General features: G+C 70.3%; 20 protein-coding genes, 1 tRNA gene, 1 pseudogene and 2 riboswitches. Of the genes and pseudogenes, 8 read left to right on the top strand and 14 right to left on the bottom strand.

Going from position 1 to position 18,757, the window contains the following annotated elements; translation table 11 throughout:
* Positions 1–35 precede the first annotated feature (35 nt).
* Positions 36–641, bottom strand: coding sequence for a DUF6286 domain-containing protein (locus tag EJK15_RS28795; protein ID WP_138713607.1), 606 nt, complete (start codon positions 639–641; stop codon positions 36–38).
* 134 nt (positions 642–775) lie between these two features.
* On the opposite strand from EJK15_RS28795, the gene EJK15_RS28790 reads away from it, so the two are divergent.
* Complete coding sequence (locus EJK15_RS28790) at positions 776–1,969, top strand: amino acid deaminase/aldolase (protein WP_138713606.1); 1,194 nt, start codon at positions 776–778, stop codon at positions 1,967–1,969.
* Positions 1,970–2,099: 130 nt separating this feature from the next.
* Here the strand turns inward: EJK15_RS28790 and EJK15_RS28785 are convergent, their stop codons facing one another.
* Complete coding sequence (locus EJK15_RS28785; protein WP_138713605.1) at positions 2,100–2,426, bottom strand: DUF3618 domain-containing protein; 327 nt, start codon at positions 2,424–2,426, stop codon at positions 2,100–2,102.
* 151 nt (positions 2,427–2,577) lie between these two features.
* On the opposite strand from EJK15_RS28785, the gene bcp reads away from it, so the two are divergent.
* Positions 2,578–3,051, top strand: a complete 474-nt coding sequence (bcp, locus tag EJK15_RS28780) for a thioredoxin-dependent thiol peroxidase (protein WP_240777273.1) — start codon at positions 2,578–2,580, stop codon at positions 3,049–3,051.
* 135 nt (positions 3,052–3,186) lie between these two features.
* A tRNA-Leu gene (locus EJK15_RS28775) sits at positions 3,187–3,269 on the top strand.
* Between the two features lie 2 nt (positions 3,270–3,271).
* Here EJK15_RS28775 and EJK15_RS77725 read toward each other — a convergent pair.
* The 3 genes from EJK15_RS77725 to EJK15_RS28760 all read right to left on the bottom strand — a co-directional run bounded on the left by EJK15_RS77725 (position 3,272) and on the right by EJK15_RS28760 (position 4,817).
* The gene (locus EJK15_RS77725; protein ID WP_138713603.1) at positions 3,272–3,424 is read right to left on the bottom strand and encodes an HNH endonuclease; all 153 of its coding nucleotides are present in this window, start codon (positions 3,422–3,424) and stop codon (positions 3,272–3,274) included.
* A 12-nt stretch (positions 3,425–3,436) separates the two neighbouring features.
* Positions 3,437–4,207, bottom strand: a complete 771-nt coding sequence (locus EJK15_RS28765) for a hypothetical protein (protein ID WP_138713602.1) — start codon at positions 4,205–4,207, stop codon at positions 3,437–3,439.
* Positions 4,208–4,304: 97 nt separating this feature from the next.
* Positions 4,305–4,817 (bottom strand): hypothetical protein, encoded by a 513-nt coding sequence (locus tag EJK15_RS28760; RefSeq protein WP_138713601.1) that lies wholly within the window; start codon positions 4,815–4,817, stop codon positions 4,305–4,307.
* Positions 4,818–4,982: 165 nt separating this feature from the next.
* Between EJK15_RS28760 and EJK15_RS28755 the strand changes: the two genes are divergently transcribed.
* The 4 genes from EJK15_RS28755 (at position 4,983) to EJK15_RS28740 (ending at position 10,167) form a co-directional block, all read left to right on the top strand.
* Positions 4,983–6,152 carry a sensor histidine kinase gene (locus EJK15_RS28755; protein WP_138713600.1) on the top strand — a complete coding sequence of 390 codons (1,170 nt, stop codon included), beginning with the start codon at positions 4,983–4,985 and terminating at the stop codon, positions 6,150–6,152.
* A gap of 13 nt (positions 6,153–6,165) precedes the next feature.
* The gene (locus EJK15_RS28750) at positions 6,166–6,816 is read left to right on the top strand and encodes a response regulator transcription factor (protein ID WP_206061154.1); all 651 of its coding nucleotides are present in this window, start codon (positions 6,166–6,168) and stop codon (positions 6,814–6,816) included.
* Between the two features lie 107 nt (positions 6,817–6,923).
* Positions 6,924–7,676, top strand: coding sequence for an ABC transporter ATP-binding protein (locus EJK15_RS28745; protein WP_240777272.1), 753 nt, complete (start codon positions 6,924–6,926; stop codon positions 7,674–7,676).
* Between the two features lies 1 nt (position 7,677).
* Positions 7,678–10,167: an ABC transporter permease gene (locus tag EJK15_RS28740; RefSeq protein WP_138713598.1), complete on the top strand. Its 2,490-nt coding sequence runs from the start codon at positions 7,678–7,680 to the stop codon at positions 10,165–10,167.
* A gap of 149 nt (positions 10,168–10,316) precedes the next feature.
* On the opposite strand, the gene EJK15_RS28735 is transcribed toward EJK15_RS28740, so the two are convergent.
* The 5 genes from EJK15_RS28735 to gcvT form a co-directional block, all read right to left on the bottom strand.
* Positions 10,317–10,586, bottom strand: coding sequence for a hypothetical protein (locus tag EJK15_RS28735; protein WP_138713597.1), 270 nt, complete (start codon positions 10,584–10,586; stop codon positions 10,317–10,319).
* Positions 10,583–11,458 (bottom strand): toxin glutamine deamidase domain-containing protein, encoded by an 876-nt coding sequence (locus EJK15_RS28730; RefSeq protein WP_138713596.1) that lies wholly within the window; start codon positions 11,456–11,458, stop codon positions 10,583–10,585. Before EJK15_RS28730 ends, EJK15_RS28735 begins: the two co-directional genes overlap by 4 nt.
* A gap of 125 nt (positions 11,459–11,583) precedes the next feature.
* Positions 11,584–12,960 (bottom strand): L-serine ammonia-lyase, encoded by a 1,377-nt coding sequence (locus tag EJK15_RS28725; protein WP_138713595.1) that lies wholly within the window; start codon positions 12,958–12,960, stop codon positions 11,584–11,586.
* 56 nt (positions 12,961–13,016) lie between these two features.
* A complete protein-coding gene (gene gcvH, locus EJK15_RS28720) occupies positions 13,017–13,406 on the bottom strand; it encodes a glycine cleavage system protein GcvH (RefSeq protein ID WP_138713594.1) in 390 nt (129 codons plus the stop codon).
* Positions 13,403–14,488, bottom strand: coding sequence for a glycine cleavage system aminomethyltransferase GcvT (gene gcvT, locus EJK15_RS28715; RefSeq protein WP_138713593.1), 1,086 nt, complete (start codon positions 14,486–14,488; stop codon positions 13,403–13,405). Before gcvT ends, gcvH begins: the two co-directional genes overlap by 4 nt.
* A 34-nt stretch (positions 14,489–14,522) precedes the next feature.
* Positions 14,523–14,618: riboswitch (glycine riboswitch) on the bottom strand.
* Positions 14,619–14,716, bottom strand: a riboswitch (glycine riboswitch). It lies immediately after the preceding riboswitch.
* A 93-nt stretch (positions 14,717–14,809) separates the two neighbouring features.
* On the opposite strand from gcvT, the gene EJK15_RS28710 reads away from it, so the two are divergent.
* Positions 14,810–15,664 carry a hypothetical protein gene (locus tag EJK15_RS28710; RefSeq protein WP_138713592.1) on the top strand — a complete coding sequence of 285 codons (855 nt, stop codon included), beginning with the start codon at positions 14,810–14,812 and terminating at the stop codon, positions 15,662–15,664.
* A 1-nt stretch (position 15,665) separates the two neighbouring features.
* On the opposite strand, the gene EJK15_RS28705 is transcribed toward EJK15_RS28710, so the two are convergent.
* The 4 genes and pseudogenes from EJK15_RS28705 to EJK15_RS28690 form a co-directional block, all read right to left on the bottom strand.
* Positions 15,666–16,358, bottom strand: a complete 693-nt coding sequence (locus EJK15_RS28705) for a gamma-glutamyl-gamma-aminobutyrate hydrolase family protein (protein WP_138713591.1) — start codon at positions 16,356–16,358, stop codon at positions 15,666–15,668.
* A gap of 13 nt (positions 16,359–16,371) precedes the next feature.
* Positions 16,372–17,136 carry a 3-oxoacyl-ACP reductase gene (locus EJK15_RS28700; RefSeq protein WP_240777279.1) on the bottom strand — a complete coding sequence of 255 codons (765 nt, stop codon included), beginning with the start codon at positions 17,134–17,136 and terminating at the stop codon, positions 16,372–16,374.
* Positions 17,137–17,233: 97 nt separating this feature from the next.
* Positions 17,234–18,574, bottom strand: coding sequence for an aldehyde dehydrogenase family protein (locus EJK15_RS28695; RefSeq protein ID WP_138713589.1), 1,341 nt, complete (start codon positions 18,572–18,574; stop codon positions 17,234–17,236).
* A gap of 10 nt (positions 18,575–18,584) precedes the next feature.
* A pseudogene (locus EJK15_RS28690) lies at positions 18,585–18,757 on the bottom strand (glutamine synthetase); the annotation flags it as partial.

Genomic DNA, 18,757 nt, shown 5'->3' with positions numbered 1-18,757 from the left:
CATCACAGCCCCTTCGCGGCTCTCTGACGAGCCCCTCATCGCCGGGTCTTCCTGCGCAGGCGTACCACGACCTCGCCCGTGCCGAGCGTCCCCACGCCGGCCAGCCGGTCGCCGACCGCGGTGCCGACCTGCCTGAGCATCGAGCCCGAGCTCTCCGCCCCGGTCACGACGGTGACCTCGATGGTGCGCCTGCGCAGCCGTACCCGGGCCTTGTCCACCCCCGCCACCTGCTGGGCGGCCGCGCGGAGCGTGCGGCGGAGCCCGGTGCGGGTGATGCCGATGACGATCAGCGGGTCCGAGGTCTGCACCGGCATCAGCCGGCAGCGGCCGGGCACGATGGCGAGCAGCAGCATCAGTGCGCCCGCGCCCGCCGTCACCAGGGCGGTCGTGGACGCCTCCGGCCACGTGCTCTTGCCGGCGAGCTCGACGAGCTCGTTCACGGGGAGCCAGCCGAGCGGATGCCCGAGCAGCGCCGACACCACCTCGGCCGCGGTCATCCCCAGCCCGGCCGCCAGCGCGAGCGACACGACGGCGCCCGGTACGGCACGCGCCGGCCTGAGCACCTGCCTCGCCCTGCGCAGCCCGTGGTGCTGTGCGGTGTCGGGGGCGCCGGGCAGTAGTTGCTGAAGCGTGGTCGTCACAACGACAGACGTACATGGGTCCGGCGTGGCTTGGACCGCGTCCTCGCCGCCGATTTGCCCGAACATTACGGGGAGCCGAGTTAATGTGAACAGCCCTCATGTTCATTTGCCCTATATGCCGTTACGCTGCTGGTATGGACGACCGCCAGCGCTATGACAGCGCGACAGCGGGCCTGGAGCCGCCGTTCGCGATCCTCGATCTGGCGGCCCTGCGGGCCAACGCGGCCGACCTCGTACGGCGGGCGGCGGGCAAGCCGATCCGGGTGGCGAGCAAGTCGGTACGCAGCCGCGCGGTGCTCGAACGCGTCCTGGCCATGGACGGCTTCCGCGGGATCATGGCCTTCACGCTGCCCGAGGCGCTGTGGCTGGCCGGGCACGGCCTCACCGACATCTTCGTGGCCTATCCCACGGCCGACCGGCACGCGCTCGCCGCCTTGGCCGGCGACCCGCGGGCGGCCAGGCACATCACCGTGACCATCGACTCCGCGGCCCACCTGGACTTCATCGAGTCGGCCGTGACAGCCACCCATCCCCGCGCCGAGCTCCGGATCTGCATCGACCTCGACGCGGGATTCGTGGCCCTTGGCGGGAAATTCCGGGCGGGAGCTCTCCGGTCTCCCATCCGCGAGCCGGAGCAGGCCGCCGACCTGGCCGCCGAGGTCGCCAAGCGGCCCGGGTTCCGGCTGGCCGGGCTGCTGGCGTACGAGGGCCAGATCGCCGGGGTCGGAGACGACCCGCCCGTGAACGCGATCTATGCCCGCGCCGTCCGCCTCATGCAGGCGCGGTCCGCGCGGGAGCTCGTCATCAGGCGCGGCCGCATCGTGAACGCCGTCCGCCAGGTCGCCGACCTCGAATTCGTCAACGGCGGCGGCACCGGCTCCATCGAGCGGACCGTGCGCGAGAAGGCCGTCACCGAGGTGGCGGCCGGGTCCGGACTGTTCCACCCCAGGCTGTTCGACTTCTACCGGCGTTTCACCGGCCACCCGGCCGCGCTGTTCGCGCTGCCGGTGGTGCGCCGGCCGAACCTGGACACGGTGACCGTCCTCGGCGGCGGCTACCCGGCCTCGGGAGCCGCCGGGCCGAGCCGCCTGCCCCAGCCGTACCTGCCCGCCGGCCTGCGGTACGCGCCGGACGAGGGCGCGGGGGAGGTGCAGACGCCGCTGCTCGGCCAGGCCGCCCAGGATCTGCGGATCGGCGATCGGGTCTGGTTCAGGCACGCCAAGGCTGGTGAGCTGTGCGAGCGCTTCGACGCCCTGCACCTCGTCGACGGCGACAGGCTCGTGGAGTCGGTGCCCACGTACCGGGGCGAAGGCCAGACATTCCTCTGAGGGCCTGCCGCCCCGGGCCTCTGACAGGTCGGCGGCATGGCCTGCCGATCTATGGGCGTGCCGTCCCTGCCTCGGACGAGTCAGCGGCACGATCTGCCGTCTGTGGGCGCGCCGTCCCTGCTCTGACGGGTTAGCGACGCCGGCGGCGCCACAGCACGATGGCCGCCCCCACGACCAGCACCGCGCCGATCCCGATCAGCACCGGCGCCAGGTCAGGCCGCTCTTCCTCCCATATCCGGTCGGTGTCGTCGCCGTATTCGACCGGCCGCGGCGTGACCCCCAGGGCGTCGCCCACGGACGCCACGAAGTGCCCGGCCCTGCTCTTGACGTCGGCCACCGTGCGCTCGGCGACCCGCTTGGGGCTCACCCGGTCGGCAATGGCGTCGACCGTCTGCGCCAACTCCGCGCGTGTCCGCGCGATTCGCCGCTCCAGCTCGTCGGGATCGGTGTCAGCCATGGCTCTCCTCTCGACCGTATGCGAGGCCGCGCCCGCTCCGCGTGCCGTGCGAGCTCCGTCCGTTCTGGTCGTGATCAGTCTGTCAGGTCGTCGCACCGTACGGCACGGTGGCGGGGCCGGTAGGTTTGCGGAAAGAACTCAGGAGGGCCCCGTGACCGAAACCAAGCTCGCGCCCGGCGACGCCGCGCCCGAGTTCACGCTACCCACCGCCGACGGCGGCACCGTCTCCCTCGACACCTACCGCGGCAAGCGAGTGATCCTCTATTTCTACCCTGCCGCGATGACGCCCGGCTGCACCAAGCAGGCCTGCGACTTCCGCGACAATCTGGGCCAGTTGACGGCCGAAGGATTCGTCGTCCTCGGCGTGTCGAAGGACAAGCCGGAAAAGCTGGCCAAGTTCGCCGAGCGCGACGCGCTGACCTTTCCCCTGCTGTCGGACCCGGAGCTGGCCGTTCATCAGGCTTACGGGGTGTACGGCACCAAGAAGCTCTACGGGAAGGAAGTCGTGGGGGTCATTCGCTCGACGTTCGTCATCGACGGGGACGGGAAGGTCGAGCAGGCGCTCTACAACGTGAAGGCGACGGGGCACGTGGCCTCGCTCAAGAAGAAGCTGGGCCTGGCCTGACCCCGGCTGCAGGCCCTCGCTCGCTCTTCGAGGGCCTGTACCGTCTCTACGAAGACAACGGTTCCATCCTCCCGGAGGGCTCTTCTGCCGCGCTCGGAGCGCTAAACTGTTTCAGTCCTGCTTTGGCAGGACTGCGCGGGCGTGGCGAAATGGCATACGCGGCAGGTTTAGGTCCTGTTGGTGGAAACACTGTGGGGGTTCGAGTCCCCCCGCCCGCACCCTAAGCACTGGATCGGCCTCTGTTTCGCCCGGCAAATGTCGCCGTTTGCGAGTGACAGTTCGGGCACAGCAGCCGCAGATTTTCCCGGCGGTTGTCGACCGGATTGCCGTTGATGTGGTCGACCTCGAGCGTCAGCGGCGCTCCTTGCCACACGTCACCGACTCCTCACTTCGCACAGGCAACGGGCACAGCGATATCGCTTAGTGCACGTCGGAGGACGCGTCCTGGGGTGCGGCCTGTGCCGGGAGGCCGTTCCACCAAAACGGCACGTGGATCCCTGGGCGATCTGCTCAGAACAGAACTGGTGAGCGTGCGGTCGAAGTGGGACGTATCGATGCCATGACGGGTGATGCAGCGCAGGAGACGTCGCCGGTTCGTTTCGCCGACCGGCAGGTTGAGGAGGCGCATCATCGACACGACCGAGTGTGACGCCTCGGCGGCCGATCTGACTTCCGCCTCGCTGAGCTTGATGCGCTGAAACCCGGAGGGTTCGGGCAGTCCGAACGCGTGAAGCTGACGGCGGATCTCCTCTCGGGCGCTCCTGGACTCGGGCATGCCAAGACGCCGCAGAATCTCTCGCATGCTCCTCGCGCCGTCCGCCGCCTTTTCAAGGGTGCCGCGATCGAACTGTTGATGAGAGCTGGACCAACGTCCCGGAACGTGCGAAAAATGCGAAATATCAAGCCCAAGAGCCTTGATGCGGCGGCTGATATGCGAGTGTGCGCCTCCGCTGCGCGGGATTCCCAGGTGGTCGAGGACTCCGTTGATGCTTGTAGATGCGGCCACAGCACCGGACAGATGCTCAGATGTATATTTACTTCGGGATGCGCGCCGAAAGTGGCCGGTGTCGATGCCGAGCGCGACTATTTTTCGCGTGAGGCTGGCGCGACGGCCACCCGAGTTGTTCCAACCAAGCAGCGACAGGAGCTCCGTCATCGATCGAGCCTGTCTCGCGAAGCGTGCCAGCTCTTCTGTGGCCGCTGTTTGGCCTTGGCGCGTATGTCATCGGAAATCCAGCGGGCGAACCGCCGACTCAACCCGTACTGGTGGGCTCCACGTCGGGCAGCGAGTTCGTCGGGACGGGGGGAATCACGCAATCGACGCCGCCCCGGACCCGATAGCAGGACTCATCCAGGCGTTCGGGGAACATGCGGAGCTGCATAGGCGCCCGGTCATGATCCATCCAGACGCCGTGCCTGTCGCCCCTGTCGCTGACCAGCGCCACGGCGGTGCCGCCGAGCAGGCCGCCCACGAAGAGGCCGATCAGGCCGGCGCCGATGATCTGGGCAGGCTTCTGCCGGATGAAGTCCCTGAAGGAGCCAGAGCCCTGCTGGGGAGAATCGGTCGGACCGGGCATCGTGTGCGCGGTCGTCGTGTAGTCCTCGGGCGCCGGACCTGGGGGGATCTCTCCGTACCTCAGGCCGGGCTGGGTGGGGTGGACATCCGTGTCGCGCGCGCTCGGAGAAGCCGCAGTCTCGTCCGGCATCGGGTCGCGCGGCGCTTCCTCTTCACCGCGCGACCCGGCGTCGCGATCATGATCCGCCATCACGATCTCCCTTTACTCGCCCGCTGAAGGGGCGCTCCCAATACAAAGGATGCCCAAGAGACCGTAAGCCCGGCGTAAGCCACGGTTCATGTGCGACCTGGGTCGTACTCGTACTTCAGCCTGGAGACGGACCAATACCGGATCTGGCCTACATATCGTGATGATGTGTTCGGCAGGGTACGGGCGTGGTCCAGACGCCATGAGAAGCTGGCGGGCGTCCTCCGGGTCGCTCCTCTCGCCGCGCTGTGCGCCATCCTGGCGTTACCGTTCGCGACCGGCAGCCAGCCCGCCGCCAGCCTGGACATGGGCCTGGCCGGCTACCTGGGCCTGTCGGCGGCGCTGCTGGCGCCGCTACTCTGGCGCGACCGGCCGCTCGCCTCCTTCGCGGTCATCTCGCTGATCAGCTTCGGCCAGTGGCTGGCGGACGTCACTCTGCTGCCGGCCAACCTCGCGGTGCTGATCGCGCTCTGGGCGGTGGCCTACGAGTGCTCGTTCCGCTGGGCGGTGGCCGCCGGCCTGGTGGCGGAGCTCGGGATCTTCCTGGTCCTGGTCAACTGGGACACGCCCACGCTCGGCATGTTCTTCAGCGGTTCGATCTTCGTGGTGACGATCTGGCTGACCGGCCTGTACGCCAACACCCGCCGACGCTACCTGGAGGGCCTGGAGGAGCGCGCCGAGCGGGCAGAACGCGAGCGGGACCAGCAGGCCAGGATGGCCGCCGCGGCCGAGCGCGCCAGGATCGCCAGGGAGCTGCACGACGTCGTGGCCCACAACGTCAGCGTGATGGTGGTGCAGGCCGACGGCGCCGGCTACACCCTGGACAGCGACCCCGAGCAGGCCCGCCTGGCCGTCAGGAACATCTCCAAGACCGGCCGGGCCGCGCTCGCCGAGATGCGCAGGCTGGTCGGCGTGCTGCGGGAGAACGAGGGCGGCGACACCGACTACACCCCGCAGCCGGGGCTGGGCCAGTTGGAGGAGCTGGTACGCGGTTCGGCCGTGCCCGCGCGGCTGCGGGTCGGCGGCGTGCCCGTCGAGCTGCCCGAAGGCCAGCAGCTCGCGATCTACCGCATCGTCCAGGAGGCCCTCACGAACGCGCTCAAGCACGGCGGCCCGGGCGTCCAGGCGGTCGTGGAGATCGAGTACGGCGGCCCGGAGCTGGTCGTGCGCGTGACCGACGACGGCAGGGGCGCGGCGGCGCCGCGCAGCCCCGGCGGCCACGGGCTGATCGGCATGCGCGAGCGGGTCGGCATGTACGGTGGCGCCGTGTGGGCAGGGCCGCGCTCCGGCGGCGGCTTCGAGGTGCTGGCCAGGTTGCCCCTGGCCAAGGCGGCGTAGAGGAGGCGGGCCGGTGATACGCGTGATGCTGGTCGACGATCAGGAGCTCTTGCGGGCCGGCTTCCGGATGGTGCTGGGGGCGCAGCCGGACATCGAGGTGGTGGCGGAGGCCGGCGACGGGGTAACGGCCCTGGAGCTGCTGAAGACCATCGAGGTGGACGTCGTGCTCATGGACGTGCGCATGCCCAACATGGACGGCGTCGAGGCCACCAGCCGGATCGACGGGCCGAAGGTGCTGATCCTGACCACGTTCGACCTGGACGAGTACGCGTTCGCGGCGGTCAAGGCGGGCGCGGCCGGGTTCCTGCTGAAGGACGTGCCGCCGGACGACCTGGTCAGCGCGATCAGGCACGTGCACGAGGGCGACGCCGTGGTGTCGCCGAGCACGCTGCGGCGGATGCTCGACAGGTTCGCCGCTCAGCTGCCGTCGAAGGAGCCGGTCGCGGCGACCGACCTGACGCCGCGCGAGCGGGAAGTGCTCCTCATGGTGGCGCGCGGTCTGTCCAACATGGAGATCGCGAACGGGCTGGAGGTCGCGGAGGCCACGGTGAAGACGCACCTGGGGCGGGTGCTGGCCAAGCTGGGCCTGCGGGACCGGGCGCAGGTGGTGGTGTACGCGTACGAGGCCGGGCTGATCGTGCCGTCCCATAGGCCGAAAGTCTGACCGGGGTCATCTGGAGTCCTACGGAAAGTCCCTCCTCAGGGCCCATAGATCCCGAAATTTTCACTCCTAGCGTTGATCGCGTTGATAAATCGCGACAAGGAGTGAACGTGACGCTCACTGAGACCCGGCGCCAGGCCCCGCCCGCCGTGGTGGCCACCAAACTGACCAAGGTGTACGGCCAGGGCGACGCCGCGGTGCATGCCCTCCGCGGCGTGGACGTGGCCTTCCAGACCGGGGCGTTCACCGCCATCATGGGCCCGTCGGGCTCCGGCAAGTCCACGCTGATGCACTGCCTGGCCGGGCTCGACACCGCCACCTCGGGCACCGTGCACATCGGCGACGTGGAGCTGACCGGGCTCACCGACCGGCAGCTCACGCTGCTGCGCCGCGAGCGGATCGGCTTCGTCTTCCAGGCGTTCAACCTGCTGCCCACGCTGACCGCCGAGCAGAACATCCGCCTGCCGCTGGAGATCGCCGCCCGCCAGGCGGACCAGCCGCTGTTCGACCGGGTGATCGAGACCGTCGGGCTGAGAGACCGGCTCGCGCACCGGCCGGCCGAGCTGTCCGGCGGCCAGCAGCAGCGTGTGGCCGTGGCCAGGGCGCTGATCAGCAAGCCTCAGGTGATCTTCGCGGACGAGCCGACGGGCAACCTGGACTCGCGCAGCGGCGCCGAGATCCTGTCCTTCCTGCGCACCTCCGTACGCGAGCTGGGCCAGACCATCGTCATGGTCACGCACGACCCGGTGGCGGCCTCGTACGCCGACCGCGTGGTGTTCCTGCGCGACGGCGAGCTGGTCACCGAGATCGCCGCGCCGACGCCGCAGTCCGTGCTGGGCACCCTCGTGAAGCTGGAGGCGTGAGGTGCTGAAGACGGCGCTGGCCGGGCTGCGCGCGCACCGGCTCCGGCTGCTGCTCACCTCTCTGGCGATCACGCTCGGGGTGGGGTTCATCGCGGGGACGTTCGTGCTGAACGACACCATCCAGGCCGGGTTCTCCCAGCGGGTCACGGCCGACGCGGACAAGGTCGACGTGGCCGTGCTGCCCGAGGAGCCCGACGGCGTCCTGTCCGAGGAGACCCTGGAGCGGGTGCGCGCGGTCCACGGTGTGGCCGAGGCGCAGGGCCTGATCCGCGGCCCCGCGCCGCTGCTCGGCAAGGGCGGCAAGGCCGTCGGGAGCCTGCCCACCACGGCCGTCTCGGTCGTCCGGGGACCGCTGGACCGCACCACGATCGTCGCCGGCACCGGCCCGGGCACCGACGACCAGGCGGCCGTGCTCGACGAGAACACCGCCAAGGCCCAGGGCTTCAAGCTCGGCGACACGATCACCGTGCTCGACGGCCGGCAGGCCGAGCACCGATTCAAGCTCGTCGGGCTCCTCGACCCCGGCGTGGACCAGGAGCTGGCCTACACCGGCGTGGTCGGCTTCACCACTGCCACCGCACAGCGGATGACCGGCGCGAAGGGCTACCGCGAGATCGACGTCGCGGGCGCCGCCCCCGGGCTGGAGCAGGCCGTGGCGGCGGCCGCCGGCGGCGGGGCCGTGGTCAAGACCGGCGACGAGCTGGCCGCCGATCTGGCCGGGGCGGCCGGGCTGGAGATGCGGACGCTGACCGTGGGCCTGCTGATGTTCGGCGTCGTGGCGATGATGGTGGCGGCGCTGGTCATCTACAACACGTTCAACATCCTCGTCGCGCAGCGCACCAGGGAGATGGCGCTGCTGCGGTGCATCGGGGCCACACGGGGGCAGGTGTTCGGCTCGATCGTGCTGGAGTCCGTCGTGGTGGGCCTGCTGGCCTCCGCGCTCGGCCTGGTCATCGGGTACGGGCTGGCCGTGCTCGCGCTGACCGTCCTCGGCGCGTTCGACGCCCCGCTTCCCACCGACGCGGCCGTCACGCTCGCTCCGGCCACGATCGCCGCCGGCCTAGCCGTAGGCCTGGTGGTCACCGTGGGCGCGGCGCTGCTGCCGGCCCGGTCGGCCACGCGGGTGCCGCCGGTCACGGCGCTGCGCACGCAGGCGGAGGAGCAGACGTTCCGCACCGGCATGCTGCGGTGGAGCTTCGCGGCGCTGTTCCTGCTGGCCGGCATGGGCACGACCGGCTTCGGCGTGTGGGGGATGCCGCCCGGCGAGCCGCCCACGCTCTTCGTCGTGATGGCCGGCGGCGCGCTGACCTTCCTGGCCGTGCTGATCCTCGGGCCGGTGCTGGTCAAGCCGCTGAGCACGGCGGTGGGCTGGGTGCCGGCCCGGCTGTTCGGCGTGCCCGGGCGCCTGGCCCTGGACAACTCCGCGCGCAACCCCAGGCGGGCCGCGACCACGACCGTCGCGCTCACGATCGGGGTGACGCTGATGACGCTCATCTCGGTGCTCAGCGCGTCCACCCGGGTGACCGTGTGGGCCAAGCTCGACCAGCAGTTCCCGGTCGACTACATGCTGGCCACGCAGGGGCGCGAGGCCGGCGTGCCCCGGTCGGTCGCCGCGGAGTTGCGCGGCGAGCCCGAGCTGGCCTCGGTGCTGCAGATCCGCGAGGTGCGGACCAAGGTGGAGGGCCGGAGCCACGACCTCGGCACCTTCCACGGGACGATCACGCCCGAGGTGCTCTCCGGGTCCATGGCTGGGCTGGCCGCCGGCCAGGTGGCGCTGCTCGACTACGCGGCCGAGGAACTGGGCGTCAAGGTCGGCGACACCGTGCGGGCCAGGACGGACGGTGCCGGGACGGTGCCGCTGCGGGTGGTCGCCGTCCTGAACGGCACCAACTCCTCGCTGCCCGCGCTCACCGTCGCGGAAAGGCCGTTCGACACGTACTTCGACCGGGTGCCCGACTCCAGCGTGATGATCAACATCCGGGACGGCGTCCCGGCCGACCGGGCCCGCGCGGTGGTGGAAGCGGCCGTCGCGACCTACCCCACCGTTCAGCTGATGAGCTCCACCGAGGTGCGCGGGGAGTTCGACGAGACGCTGGACATGATGCTCATGATCATCACTGGGCTGCTGGGGCTGGCGATCCTGATCTCGCTGCTGGGCATCGCGAACACGCTGTCGCTGTCGGTCCACGAACGCACCCGGGAGTCGGCGCTGCTGCGAGCGCTGGGGCTGAGCCGGCCGCAGCTGCGCCGGATGTTGTCGATCGAGGCGCTGGTGCTCGGGCTGATCGGGGCGCTCGTCGGGGTCGTGCTCGGCGGCGTGTTCGGGTGGGCCGCCGTGATGGCGATGCTGGACGGGGCCGTTCTGTCGGTGCCGGTGCCGCAGATCGCGCTGTTCGTGGCGCTGTCGGGGCTGGCGGGCATGCTGGCCGCTGTCCTGCCGGCTCGCCGCGCCGCGCGGGCCTCGATCGTCGGCTCACTCGCCACCGGCTGACTTGGACGAATGGACCTTAAGGCGAATAAACCAGAAAAACGCGGATAGAGGGTACGCACGCGGGCTGCCTTCCGGCATGTCGTCTCCCGCAGCCCGCGCTGAGGGCCGGGCGTCTCATGGGGGCGGCGCCCGGCCCTTCCTCTGCGCTCTCAGCGGGGCATGGGGCCGGGCCACAGCTCGGCGACCGTTTCCGGGTCGAGCAGCGGCCGGGCCACCACCTCACCGGTGGTCCGGTCGATCACGATGCACCCGCCGCCGATCGTGTCGGGCAGCCTGGCGGGGTCGTCGGGATCCGCCTCCCGCACCCAGGCGACATAGCCATCATGGAACCCGTACACCCCCACGGGCACCGCTTCCTCCGGCGGCCGCACGCCGTTGAAGTACTCCTCGGCCACCGCCCGAGCCTCGTCCAGGGTCATCGCGGCCGCCCCTGCCGGTCGAGTATCACGCAGAACACCCCGGTCACCGTCGTGTAGGGGGGCTCGACGGACATGTGCGCCCGCTGCGCGTCGATCCAGACCACCTCGCCGTCGGCGTTGACGGCGTTCCAGGCGTGGGTGCCGCCTCCGGGCCAGCGCACCACGATGACGGCGCTCGCCCCGTGCCCGGCCTCCAGCAGCCGCCGCGCGATCATCGGGTACGCGTGCCGCCCCTGGCTCGCGTACTCGAGGCGCTGCCCGACCCACCGCTGGATCCTGGCCGTGCTGCCGCGCTCGCCGGTCAGCACCGGCCGGCCGAGCCTGTCGTACTCGGGCAGCCGGGGCGCGGCCGTGGTCGGCTCGCCGTGCCAGGTGGACAGCACGGCCAGCGCGCAGTCGGCGGCATTGGAGACCCGGAACGGGTCGTCGCCGGGCCCACCGCCGTTGACGAGCCTGACCCAGGTGCCACGCGGGTCGGGGAAGCGCGAGCCCGGCGGGAGCGCCTCTAGCAGGTCCCGCTCCACCTGCGGGTCCGGCCTGGCGAGCCCGCCCGGCACCCCGTACGGCCGGCACTCGGCCAGCCTCGGCGGCCGGTGCGGCCGATCGAACCAGTCGCCCTCGACGGCCCGCTCGGCGGGCACGTCGAACCGTCGATCGGTGTCGTCGCTCGGCGGGGTCGCGCCACCCGCATCGTCCGCACGCTTTAAGGCGGTCGAGCCCTCGGCAGACCCGCCGCCCGGCACGGGAACGGCGTCGATCTCGGCGGCCCGCTCGTAGTCGAGCCACCGCACTCCCTCCCCGACCACGGGGTTGTACTGCCCTTCTCCTTCTGGAAGGACCCACCGGACACTCGGCTTGCGCTCGCCGTACACGGCCTGCCTCCTGTCATCCTCGATGACCGATCGTAGAGGCGCCGTTACGCGCTGGAGGCGAAGTCGGGAAGATTCGCCTTCAGAACCGCCCTCCATACCTGGGTGAACAGGCCCAATCGCGACCGTCAGCACTCGATGACGTTGACCGCGAGACCTCCGCGGGACGTCTCCTTGTACTTGTCCAGCATGTCCCGGCCGGTGTCCCGCATGGTCTTGATGGCCTTGTCCAGGGGCACGAAATGCCGGCCGTCGCCGCGCAGCGCGATCCTGGCCGCCGTGATCGCCTTGTTGGAGGCGACGGCGTTGCGCTCGATGCACGGGATCTGGACCAGGCCGCCGATCGGGTCGCAGGTCAGCCCCAGGTTGTGCTCGATGCCGATCTCGGCGGCGTTCTCCACCTGCTCGGGGGTGCCGCCGAGGACCTCCGTCAGACCCGCGGAGGCCATGGAGCAGGCCGAGCCGACCTCGCCCTGGCAGCCCACCTCGGCGCCCGAGATGGAGGCGTTCTCCTTGAACAGCACGCCGATCGCGGCCGCCGTGAGGAGGAAGCGGACCACGCCCTCGTCGTCGGCGTGCGGGACGAAGCGGGTGTAGTAGGTCAGGACGGCCGGGATGATGCCGGCGGCGCCGTTGGTGGGCGCGGTGACGATGCGGCCGCCCGCGGCGTTCTCCTCATTGACCGCCAGCGCGAACAGCGCCACCCAGTCCATGGCCTGCAGCGGGTCCTTCTCCGGCGGCTCCGACTGCAGGCGGCGGTGGAGCTGGTTGGCGCGGCGCCTGACCTTGAGGCCGCCGGGCAGGACGCCCTCCTTGGCGATGCCGCGGCGCACGCACTCCGACATGACGCGCCACAGGCTGAGGATCCCGGCGCGGATCTCCTCCTCGGTGCGCCCGAAGGCCTTCTCGTTCTCCAGCATCAGGGCGGAGATCGACAGGCCCGTGTTCTCGCAGTGCTTGAGCAGCTCTTCCCCGGTGGTGAAGGGGTAGGGGAGCACGGTGTCGTCCGGCTTGATGCGGTCTGCGCCGGTGGCCTTCTCGTCCACCACGAAGCCGCCGCCGACCGAGAAGTACACCTTCTCCCTGAGCTTGTCACCCTCCGAGGAGTACGCGGTGAAGCGCATGCCGTTCGGGTGCTCGGGGAGCGAGATCTTGCGTTCGAAGACCAGGTCCTCGCCGGCGACGAAGGGGATCTCGTGGGTGCCGTACAGCTTGACCGTGCCCGACGCGCGCATCGCGGCCAGGCGGTCCTCGATGGTGTCCACGTCCACGAGCTCGGGCTTCTCGCCCGACAGGCCCAGCAGGACGGCCTTGTCGCTGCCGTGGCCCTTGCCGGTGAGGCCGAGGGAGCCGTACAGGATCGCCTCGACGCGCGCCACGCGCGGCAGGAGGCCGTCGTCGTGCAGGCCGCGGGCGAACTTGTGCGCGGCCGCCATGGGGCCGCCCGTGTGGGAGCTGGAGGGGCCGATGCCCACCTTGAACAGGTCGAAGACGCTGATCGCCATTGATTACGCGCCCTTCATGGAGCGCCGGGGCCCGTGCGGGCCCCGGCCAGTTTCGGTCAGGACTCGCCTGAGGTGAGCGCTGTGTACTCCTCGGCCGACAGCAGGTCCTCCGCGTCGCCCTCCATACGGACGCGGAACATCCAGCCCTCGCCGTACGGGTCGCTGTTGGCCAGCGACGGATCGTCCACCACGGCCTGGTTGACCTCGACGATCTCGCCGCCGACGGGGGTGTAGATCTCGCTCACGGACTTGGTCGACTCCACCTCGCCCACGGAGTCGCCGGCCTCGACGATCGAACTGACCTCGGGGAGCTGCACGAAGACGACGTCACCAAGGGCTTCGGCGGCGTAGGCCGTGATGCCGACGGTCACGGTCAGCCCGTCCTCGACACCGGCCACCCACTCGTGCTCCTTGGTGTAGCTCAGGTCCTCAGGGATGTTGCTCACTTGTTCCTCCTGTAAAAGGGCAGCTCAACGAGGTCCATAGGTTCTTGGCTGCCCCGGATGTCCACTGCCAGGCCTTCTTCGGCCCCGGTGTCCACGTAGGCCATCGCGATGGGCCTGCCCAGGGTCTGGGAGGGCGCACCGCTGGTGACCTCGCCGACGACGGCGCCGTCTTTGGTGACCGGGTAACCGTGGCGCGGCACCCGGCGGCCCCGCGCGACCAGGCCGACGAGCCGGCGCCGCGGCGGATCGTCCTTGACCGCCTCGAGTGCCGACCTGCCGACGAAGTCGCCGGGCTTGTCGAATTTCACCACCCTGCCCAGCCCCGCGTCGAACGGGGTGAGCTCGGCGCTGAGCTCGTTGCCGTACAGCGGCATGCCCGCCTCGAGCCGGAGCGTGTCGCGGCTGGACAGGCCCGCGGGCTTGAGTCCGTACGGCTCGCCCGCCGCCATGAGCGCGTGCCAGAGCGGCACCGCGTCCTCGTTGGCGACGAAGAGCTCGAACCCGTCCTCGCCGGTGTAGCCGGTACGGGCGATGAGCACCCGCCTACCGTCCACCAGCCCTGGCAGGCCCGCGTAGTACTTGAGCCCGGCGAGGTCGGCGTCGGTGAGGGTGGCGAGGATCTCCTGGGCGCGCGGCCCCTGCACGGCGATCAGCGCGTACTGGTCGGAGCGATCCTCGACCACGACCTCGTACGCCTTCGCACGGTTTTTCAGCTCATTTCCGACTTTTTCGTAGTTGGAGGCGTTCGCCACCACCATGAACTCCTCGTCCCCGAGCCGGTAGACGATGAGGTCGTCGAGCACGCCGCCGTGCTCGTTCACGATCATGGTGTATCTGGCCCGTCCGGGCACCAGTGCCGATAGGTGGCCGACCAGCGCGTAGTCCAGCGCCTGCCCCGCCTCCGGCCCCATCAGGAAGATCTCGCCCATGTGGGAGAGGTCGAACAGCCCGGCCGCCCCGCGGACGGCGTTGTGCTCCGCGGACTCGCTCCCGTACCGGAGGGGCATGAGCCACCCCGCGAAGTCGGTGAGCGTGGCGCCGAGGCTCTCGTGAACGTCTCGTAGCGGTGTCGGTCGGGACATTAGTCGCACCTCAGGACAGGATTGGATGCCAGCATCCTCCCCCTCTGTCATCGATGCCTGAGAGCTTCGCCCGAGTTTTGCCGGACTTTCACCTTCGGCGAGGCCTGCAGGCCTGCTTTCCAGAGGTCACCTCGTCCGCGCGGTCCTTTGCCTTGAGAGGTTCGCGGGGAGGGCTTGCTCCTTCAGGGACCCTGACCGGCTGTCAGGGTGCTCTCCCGCGCGGTTTCGTCGGTGATGTCCGTAAGCCTAGTGCCGTGACGGGGGCGTTGTCGCGTGCGGATCTCTGGTGAACCGCTTCGGAAACGATGACGTTGAAGGGGTATGAATCGGCGAACGGCGGCGCTCGGCCTGGCGGCCGCCTTGACCATCGCGTCCTGCGGCGCCCAGGGGGCCGCGTCTCCCGCGCCACCGCCCCGTTACACGGCCGGCGTGACGGTGCTCGAGGGCGGCGGGCACGGGCCCCAGCTCTGCCAGGCGGTCATGGAGTCGCTCCCGCCGCAGTGCGGCGGCCCGGACGTCATCGGCTGGGACTGGAGCAAGGTGAAGCACGAATCGCTGCGCGGCGTGAAATGGGGCGAATACCGGGTCGTGGGCACCTGGGACGGCGCCCGGCTGACACTGACAGAGCCTCCGGGGGCGCCGGTGAAGAGTGATCCGGCGGGCGAGAACACGCTCGCGAGCCCGTGCCCCGAGCCCGAGGGCGGCTGGCGGCCCGTCGACCCCGCCAAGGCGACGCAGGAGACCCTGGAGGAAGCGATGGCGCGGGCCAGGACGGCCAAGGAGTTCGCCGGGGCCTGGCTCGACCAGAGCTACATGGATCAGGCCAAGCTGAGCCCCGAGGAGGTGGAGAAGCAAGGCAACGACCCGAAGCGGTTGGTGCTGAACCTCAAGTTCACCGGCGACCTGGCGGGTCGCGAGGAGTGGATCCGGCAGGTGTGGGGTGGCGCGCTGTGCGTCAGCGGCGCGCAGCGCACCGAGGCCGAGCTGAACGAGATCCAGCGGCAGGTCGAGGGCGAGATGGGCAGCGGCGGCCTCATCACGGCATCGTCCAGCGTGACGCGGAACCGGGTGGAGGTGAGCACCTGGCTGGCGACCGAGGACCTGCGCCGCAGGATCGACGAGAAGTACGGCCCGGACGCGGTCGTCTTCGACAGCGTGCTGAAGCCGGTCGAATAGCTCAGCAGGCCGCCACCAGGGCCTCGAACAGGGCGCCGTCCTCGGCCGCCTCCGGGTGCCACTGCACGGCCATCGTGAAGGGCCCGGAGTCCAGCTCGACCGCCTCGATCGTGCCGTCCTCGGCGGTGGCGGCGACCGTGAGGCCGGGGGCGAGGCGGTCGATGGCCTGGTGGTGGTAGTGCGGGACGGTCAGCGGGTCCGTCCCCAGCACCTTGGACAGGCGGGTGCCGGGAGCGGGGGTGACGGGCAGGTGGCCGAACCTGCCGGGCTCGGGGGAGTGCTCCGTGTGCCCCACGACGTCCGGCAGGTGCTGGTGGAGGCTGCCGCCGAGGGCGACGTTGAGTACCTGGAGCCCGCGGCAGATACCCAGGTACGGCAGGCCCGCCTCCAGCGCCGCCGTCATCAGCGAGAACTCCGCCTCGTCACGGAACTCCCTGACGTAGCCGGTGCGCTCGTGCGGCTCCGCGCCGTACCTGGCCGGGTCGATGTCGCCGCCGCCGGCCAGGATGAGCCCGTCCAGGCCGCCGACCAGGGAGGCGGGGTCGCCGGCCGGCGGCAGCACGACGGGCTGGCCGCCGGCGCGTACGACCTGCTCCACGTACATGTACGGCAGGAGCGCGACGGTCATGCCCTCCCACACCGTGAACGTGGCGGGCTCGACGTAGGACGTGATGCCGATGACGGGACGCTGCACGATCGAATGCCCCCTAGAGCGGCGTCACGTAGGCGCCGGAGATGCCGCCGTCCACCAGGAACTCCGAGCCGGTGATGAACGACGAGTCGTCGCTGGCCAGGAACGCCACCGCGGCCGCGATCTCGGTCGCCTCGGCGAAGCGCCCCATCGGGACGTGGACCAGGCGGCGCTGCGCCCGCTCCTGGTCCTTGGCGAACAGCTCCTGCAGCAGCGGCGTGTTCACCGGGCCGGGGCACAGGGCGTTCACCCGGATGCCCTCCCTGGCGAACTGCACGCCCAGCTCGCGCGACATCGCCAGCACCCCGCCCTTGGAGGCCGTGTAGGAGATCTGCGACGTCGCCGAGCCCATGACGGCCACGAACGACGCGGTGTTGATGATCGAGCCCTTGCCCTGCCGCCGCATGTACGGGATCGCGTGCTTGCAGCACAGGTAGACGCTGGTCAGGTTCACTTCCTGGACGCGGCGCCAGGCGTCGATGCCGGTCTCGAGGATCGAGTCGTCGTCGGGCGGCGAGATGCCGGCGTTGTTGAAGGCGATGTCCACGCTGCCGTAGGTGTCGTACGCCGTCCGGTATATCCGTACGACGTCGTCCTCGCTGGTCACGTCGGCCTTGACGTAGAGGCCGCCGACCTCGTTCGCGGCCTTGGTGCCCGCCTCGTCGTCGATGTCGACGCAGACGACCTTGGCGCCCTCCTCGGCGAACCTGCGGGCCGTGGCCAGCCCGATGCCGCTGCCCGCGCCGGTGATGACCGCCACCCGATCCTGCAACCGCTGCACCTTTTTCACTCCCTGCTCATTTGGTCGTTCACCGCTCCTCATTCGCTTCGCGAAGTGCCTCGTTCCTCGGCCCTTCACTTCGCTCACTGCGTCGGGTTCACTCCCACGATATGAAGACGTTCTTGGTCTCGGTGAACGCCGCCAGGGCGTCCGGGCCGAGCTCCCTGCCGAGGCCGGACTGCTTGAAGCCGCCAAACGGGGTCCAGTAGCGGACCGACGAGTGCGAGTTGACCGAGAGCGCGCCCGACTCGACCGCCCTCGCCACCCGCAGCGCCCTGCCGACGTCGCGGGTCCAGATGGAGCCGCTCAGGCCGTACGGGGTGTCGTTGGCGATCCGCACGGCGTCCGCCTCGTCCTTGAAGGCCGCCACCGACACCACGGGCCCGAAGATCTCCTCGGTGAACGCCCGGTCGGTGACGTCCGGGGTCAGCACGGTCGCCGGGAACCAGTAGCCCTTCCCCTGGGGGCAGGATCCCTGCAAATAGGGGTCCTGGACGAAGCCGCGCACGTGGTCGAGATGCTCGGCGCTGATCAGCGGCCCCATCTCGGTGCTCTCGTCAAGAGGGTCGCCGACTCTGACCGCCTGTACGGCGGGCGCGAGCAGGGCCATGAAGTCGTCGTACACGTCGGCCTGGACGAGCAGCCTGGACCTGGCGCAGCAATCCTGGCCCGCGTTGTCGAAAACGGCGTAGGGAGCGGTTTTCGCCGCCTTCTCGAGATCCGCGTCCGCGAAGACGATGTTCGCCGACTTGCCGCCCAGCTCCAGCGTGACCCGCTTGACCTGCGCCGCCGCCTTGGCGGCGATCTCCTTGCCGACCTCGGTCGAGCCGGTGAACACGATCTTGGCTACCTCCGGGTGCTCGACCAGCCGGGCCCCCGCGACCTCCCCTGCCCCAGGCAGGACCTGGAGCACCCCCTCGGGGAGGCCCGCCGCCAGGGCCAGCTCGGCCAGCCTCAGCGCGGTCAGCGGAGTCCATTCCGCCGGCTTGACGATCACCGTGTTACCGGCCGCCAGCGCGGGGGCCACGCCCCACGACATGATCAGCATGGGGAAGTTCCACGGCACGATGACGCCCACCACGCCCAGCGGCTCCTGGAACGTGATGTCCACGCCGCCGGGCACCGGGATCTGCTTGCCGTGGTTGCGCTCGGGGGCGGCGGCGTAGAAGTGCAGGACGTCGCGTACGCTGCCGGCCTCCCAGCGGGCGTTCCCGATCGTGTGCCCGGCGTTGGCCAGCTCCAGCCGCGCCAGCTCCTCGCCGTGCTCGCCCACCAGGTCGGCGAAGCGCCGCAGCAGCCGCGCCCGGTCGCCCGGCGCCACGTCGCGCCAGGCCGGGTATGCCTTCCTGGCACGCTCCACGGCCCGGTCGACCTCGGCCGCGTCGGCGAGTTCGACGTCGGCGAGCACGTCCTCCGTCGCCGGATTAATGATCTTCATGTGTTCCCATTCACATTCGCTCGAAGCTGCGGAACAGCTCCCAGTCCGTCACCGCCGCGTCGAACGCGGCCAGTTCCACCCGCGCGTTGTTGGCGTAGTGCTCGACCACGTCCTCGCCGAAGGTCTCACGGGCCAGCTTCGACCCCTCGAACAACGCCAGCGCGTCGCGCAGCGTGTGCGGCA

Origin of the sequence: Nonomuraea basaltis (assembly GCF_005893125.1) — a bacterium.
GTDB lineage: Bacteria > Actinomycetota > Actinomycetes > Streptosporangiales > Streptosporangiaceae > Nonomuraea > Nonomuraea basaltis.
This window is presented reverse-complemented; position numbering and strand designations above follow the sequence as displayed.

Bases quoted from the DNA above. Each gene is read 5' to 3' on its own strand.
- EJK15_RS28710 (WP_138713592.1), top strand. From the start codon at position 14,810: ATGAATCGGCGAACGGCGGCGCTCGGCCTGGCGGCCGCCTTGACCATC.
- gcvT (WP_138713593.1), bottom strand. From the start codon at position 14,488: ATGTCCCGACCGACACCGCTACGAGACGTTCACGAGAGCCTCGGCGCC.
- EJK15_RS28695 (WP_138713589.1), bottom strand. From the start codon at position 18,574: ATGAAGATCATTAATCCGGCGACGGAGGACGTGCTCGCCGACGTCGAA.
- EJK15_RS28765 (WP_138713602.1), bottom strand. From the start codon at position 4,207: ATGACGGAGCTCCTGTCGCTGCTTGGTTGGAACAACTCGGGTGGCCGT.
- EJK15_RS28735 (WP_138713597.1), bottom strand. From the start codon at position 10,586: ATGACCCTGGACGAGGCTCGGGCGGTGGCCGAGGAGTACTTCAACGGC.
- EJK15_RS28790 (WP_138713606.1), top strand. From the start codon at position 776: ATGGACGACCGCCAGCGCTATGACAGCGCGACAGCGGGCCTGGAGCCG.
- EJK15_RS28785 (WP_138713605.1), bottom strand. From the start codon at position 2,426: ATGGCTGACACCGATCCCGACGAGCTGGAGCGGCGAATCGCGCGGACA.
- EJK15_RS28760 (WP_138713601.1), bottom strand. From the start codon at position 4,817: ATGGCGGATCATGATCGCGACGCCGGGTCGCGCGGTGAAGAGGAAGCG.
- EJK15_RS28725 (WP_138713595.1), bottom strand. From the start codon at position 12,960: ATGGCGATCAGCGTCTTCGACCTGTTCAAGGTGGGCATCGGCCCCTCC.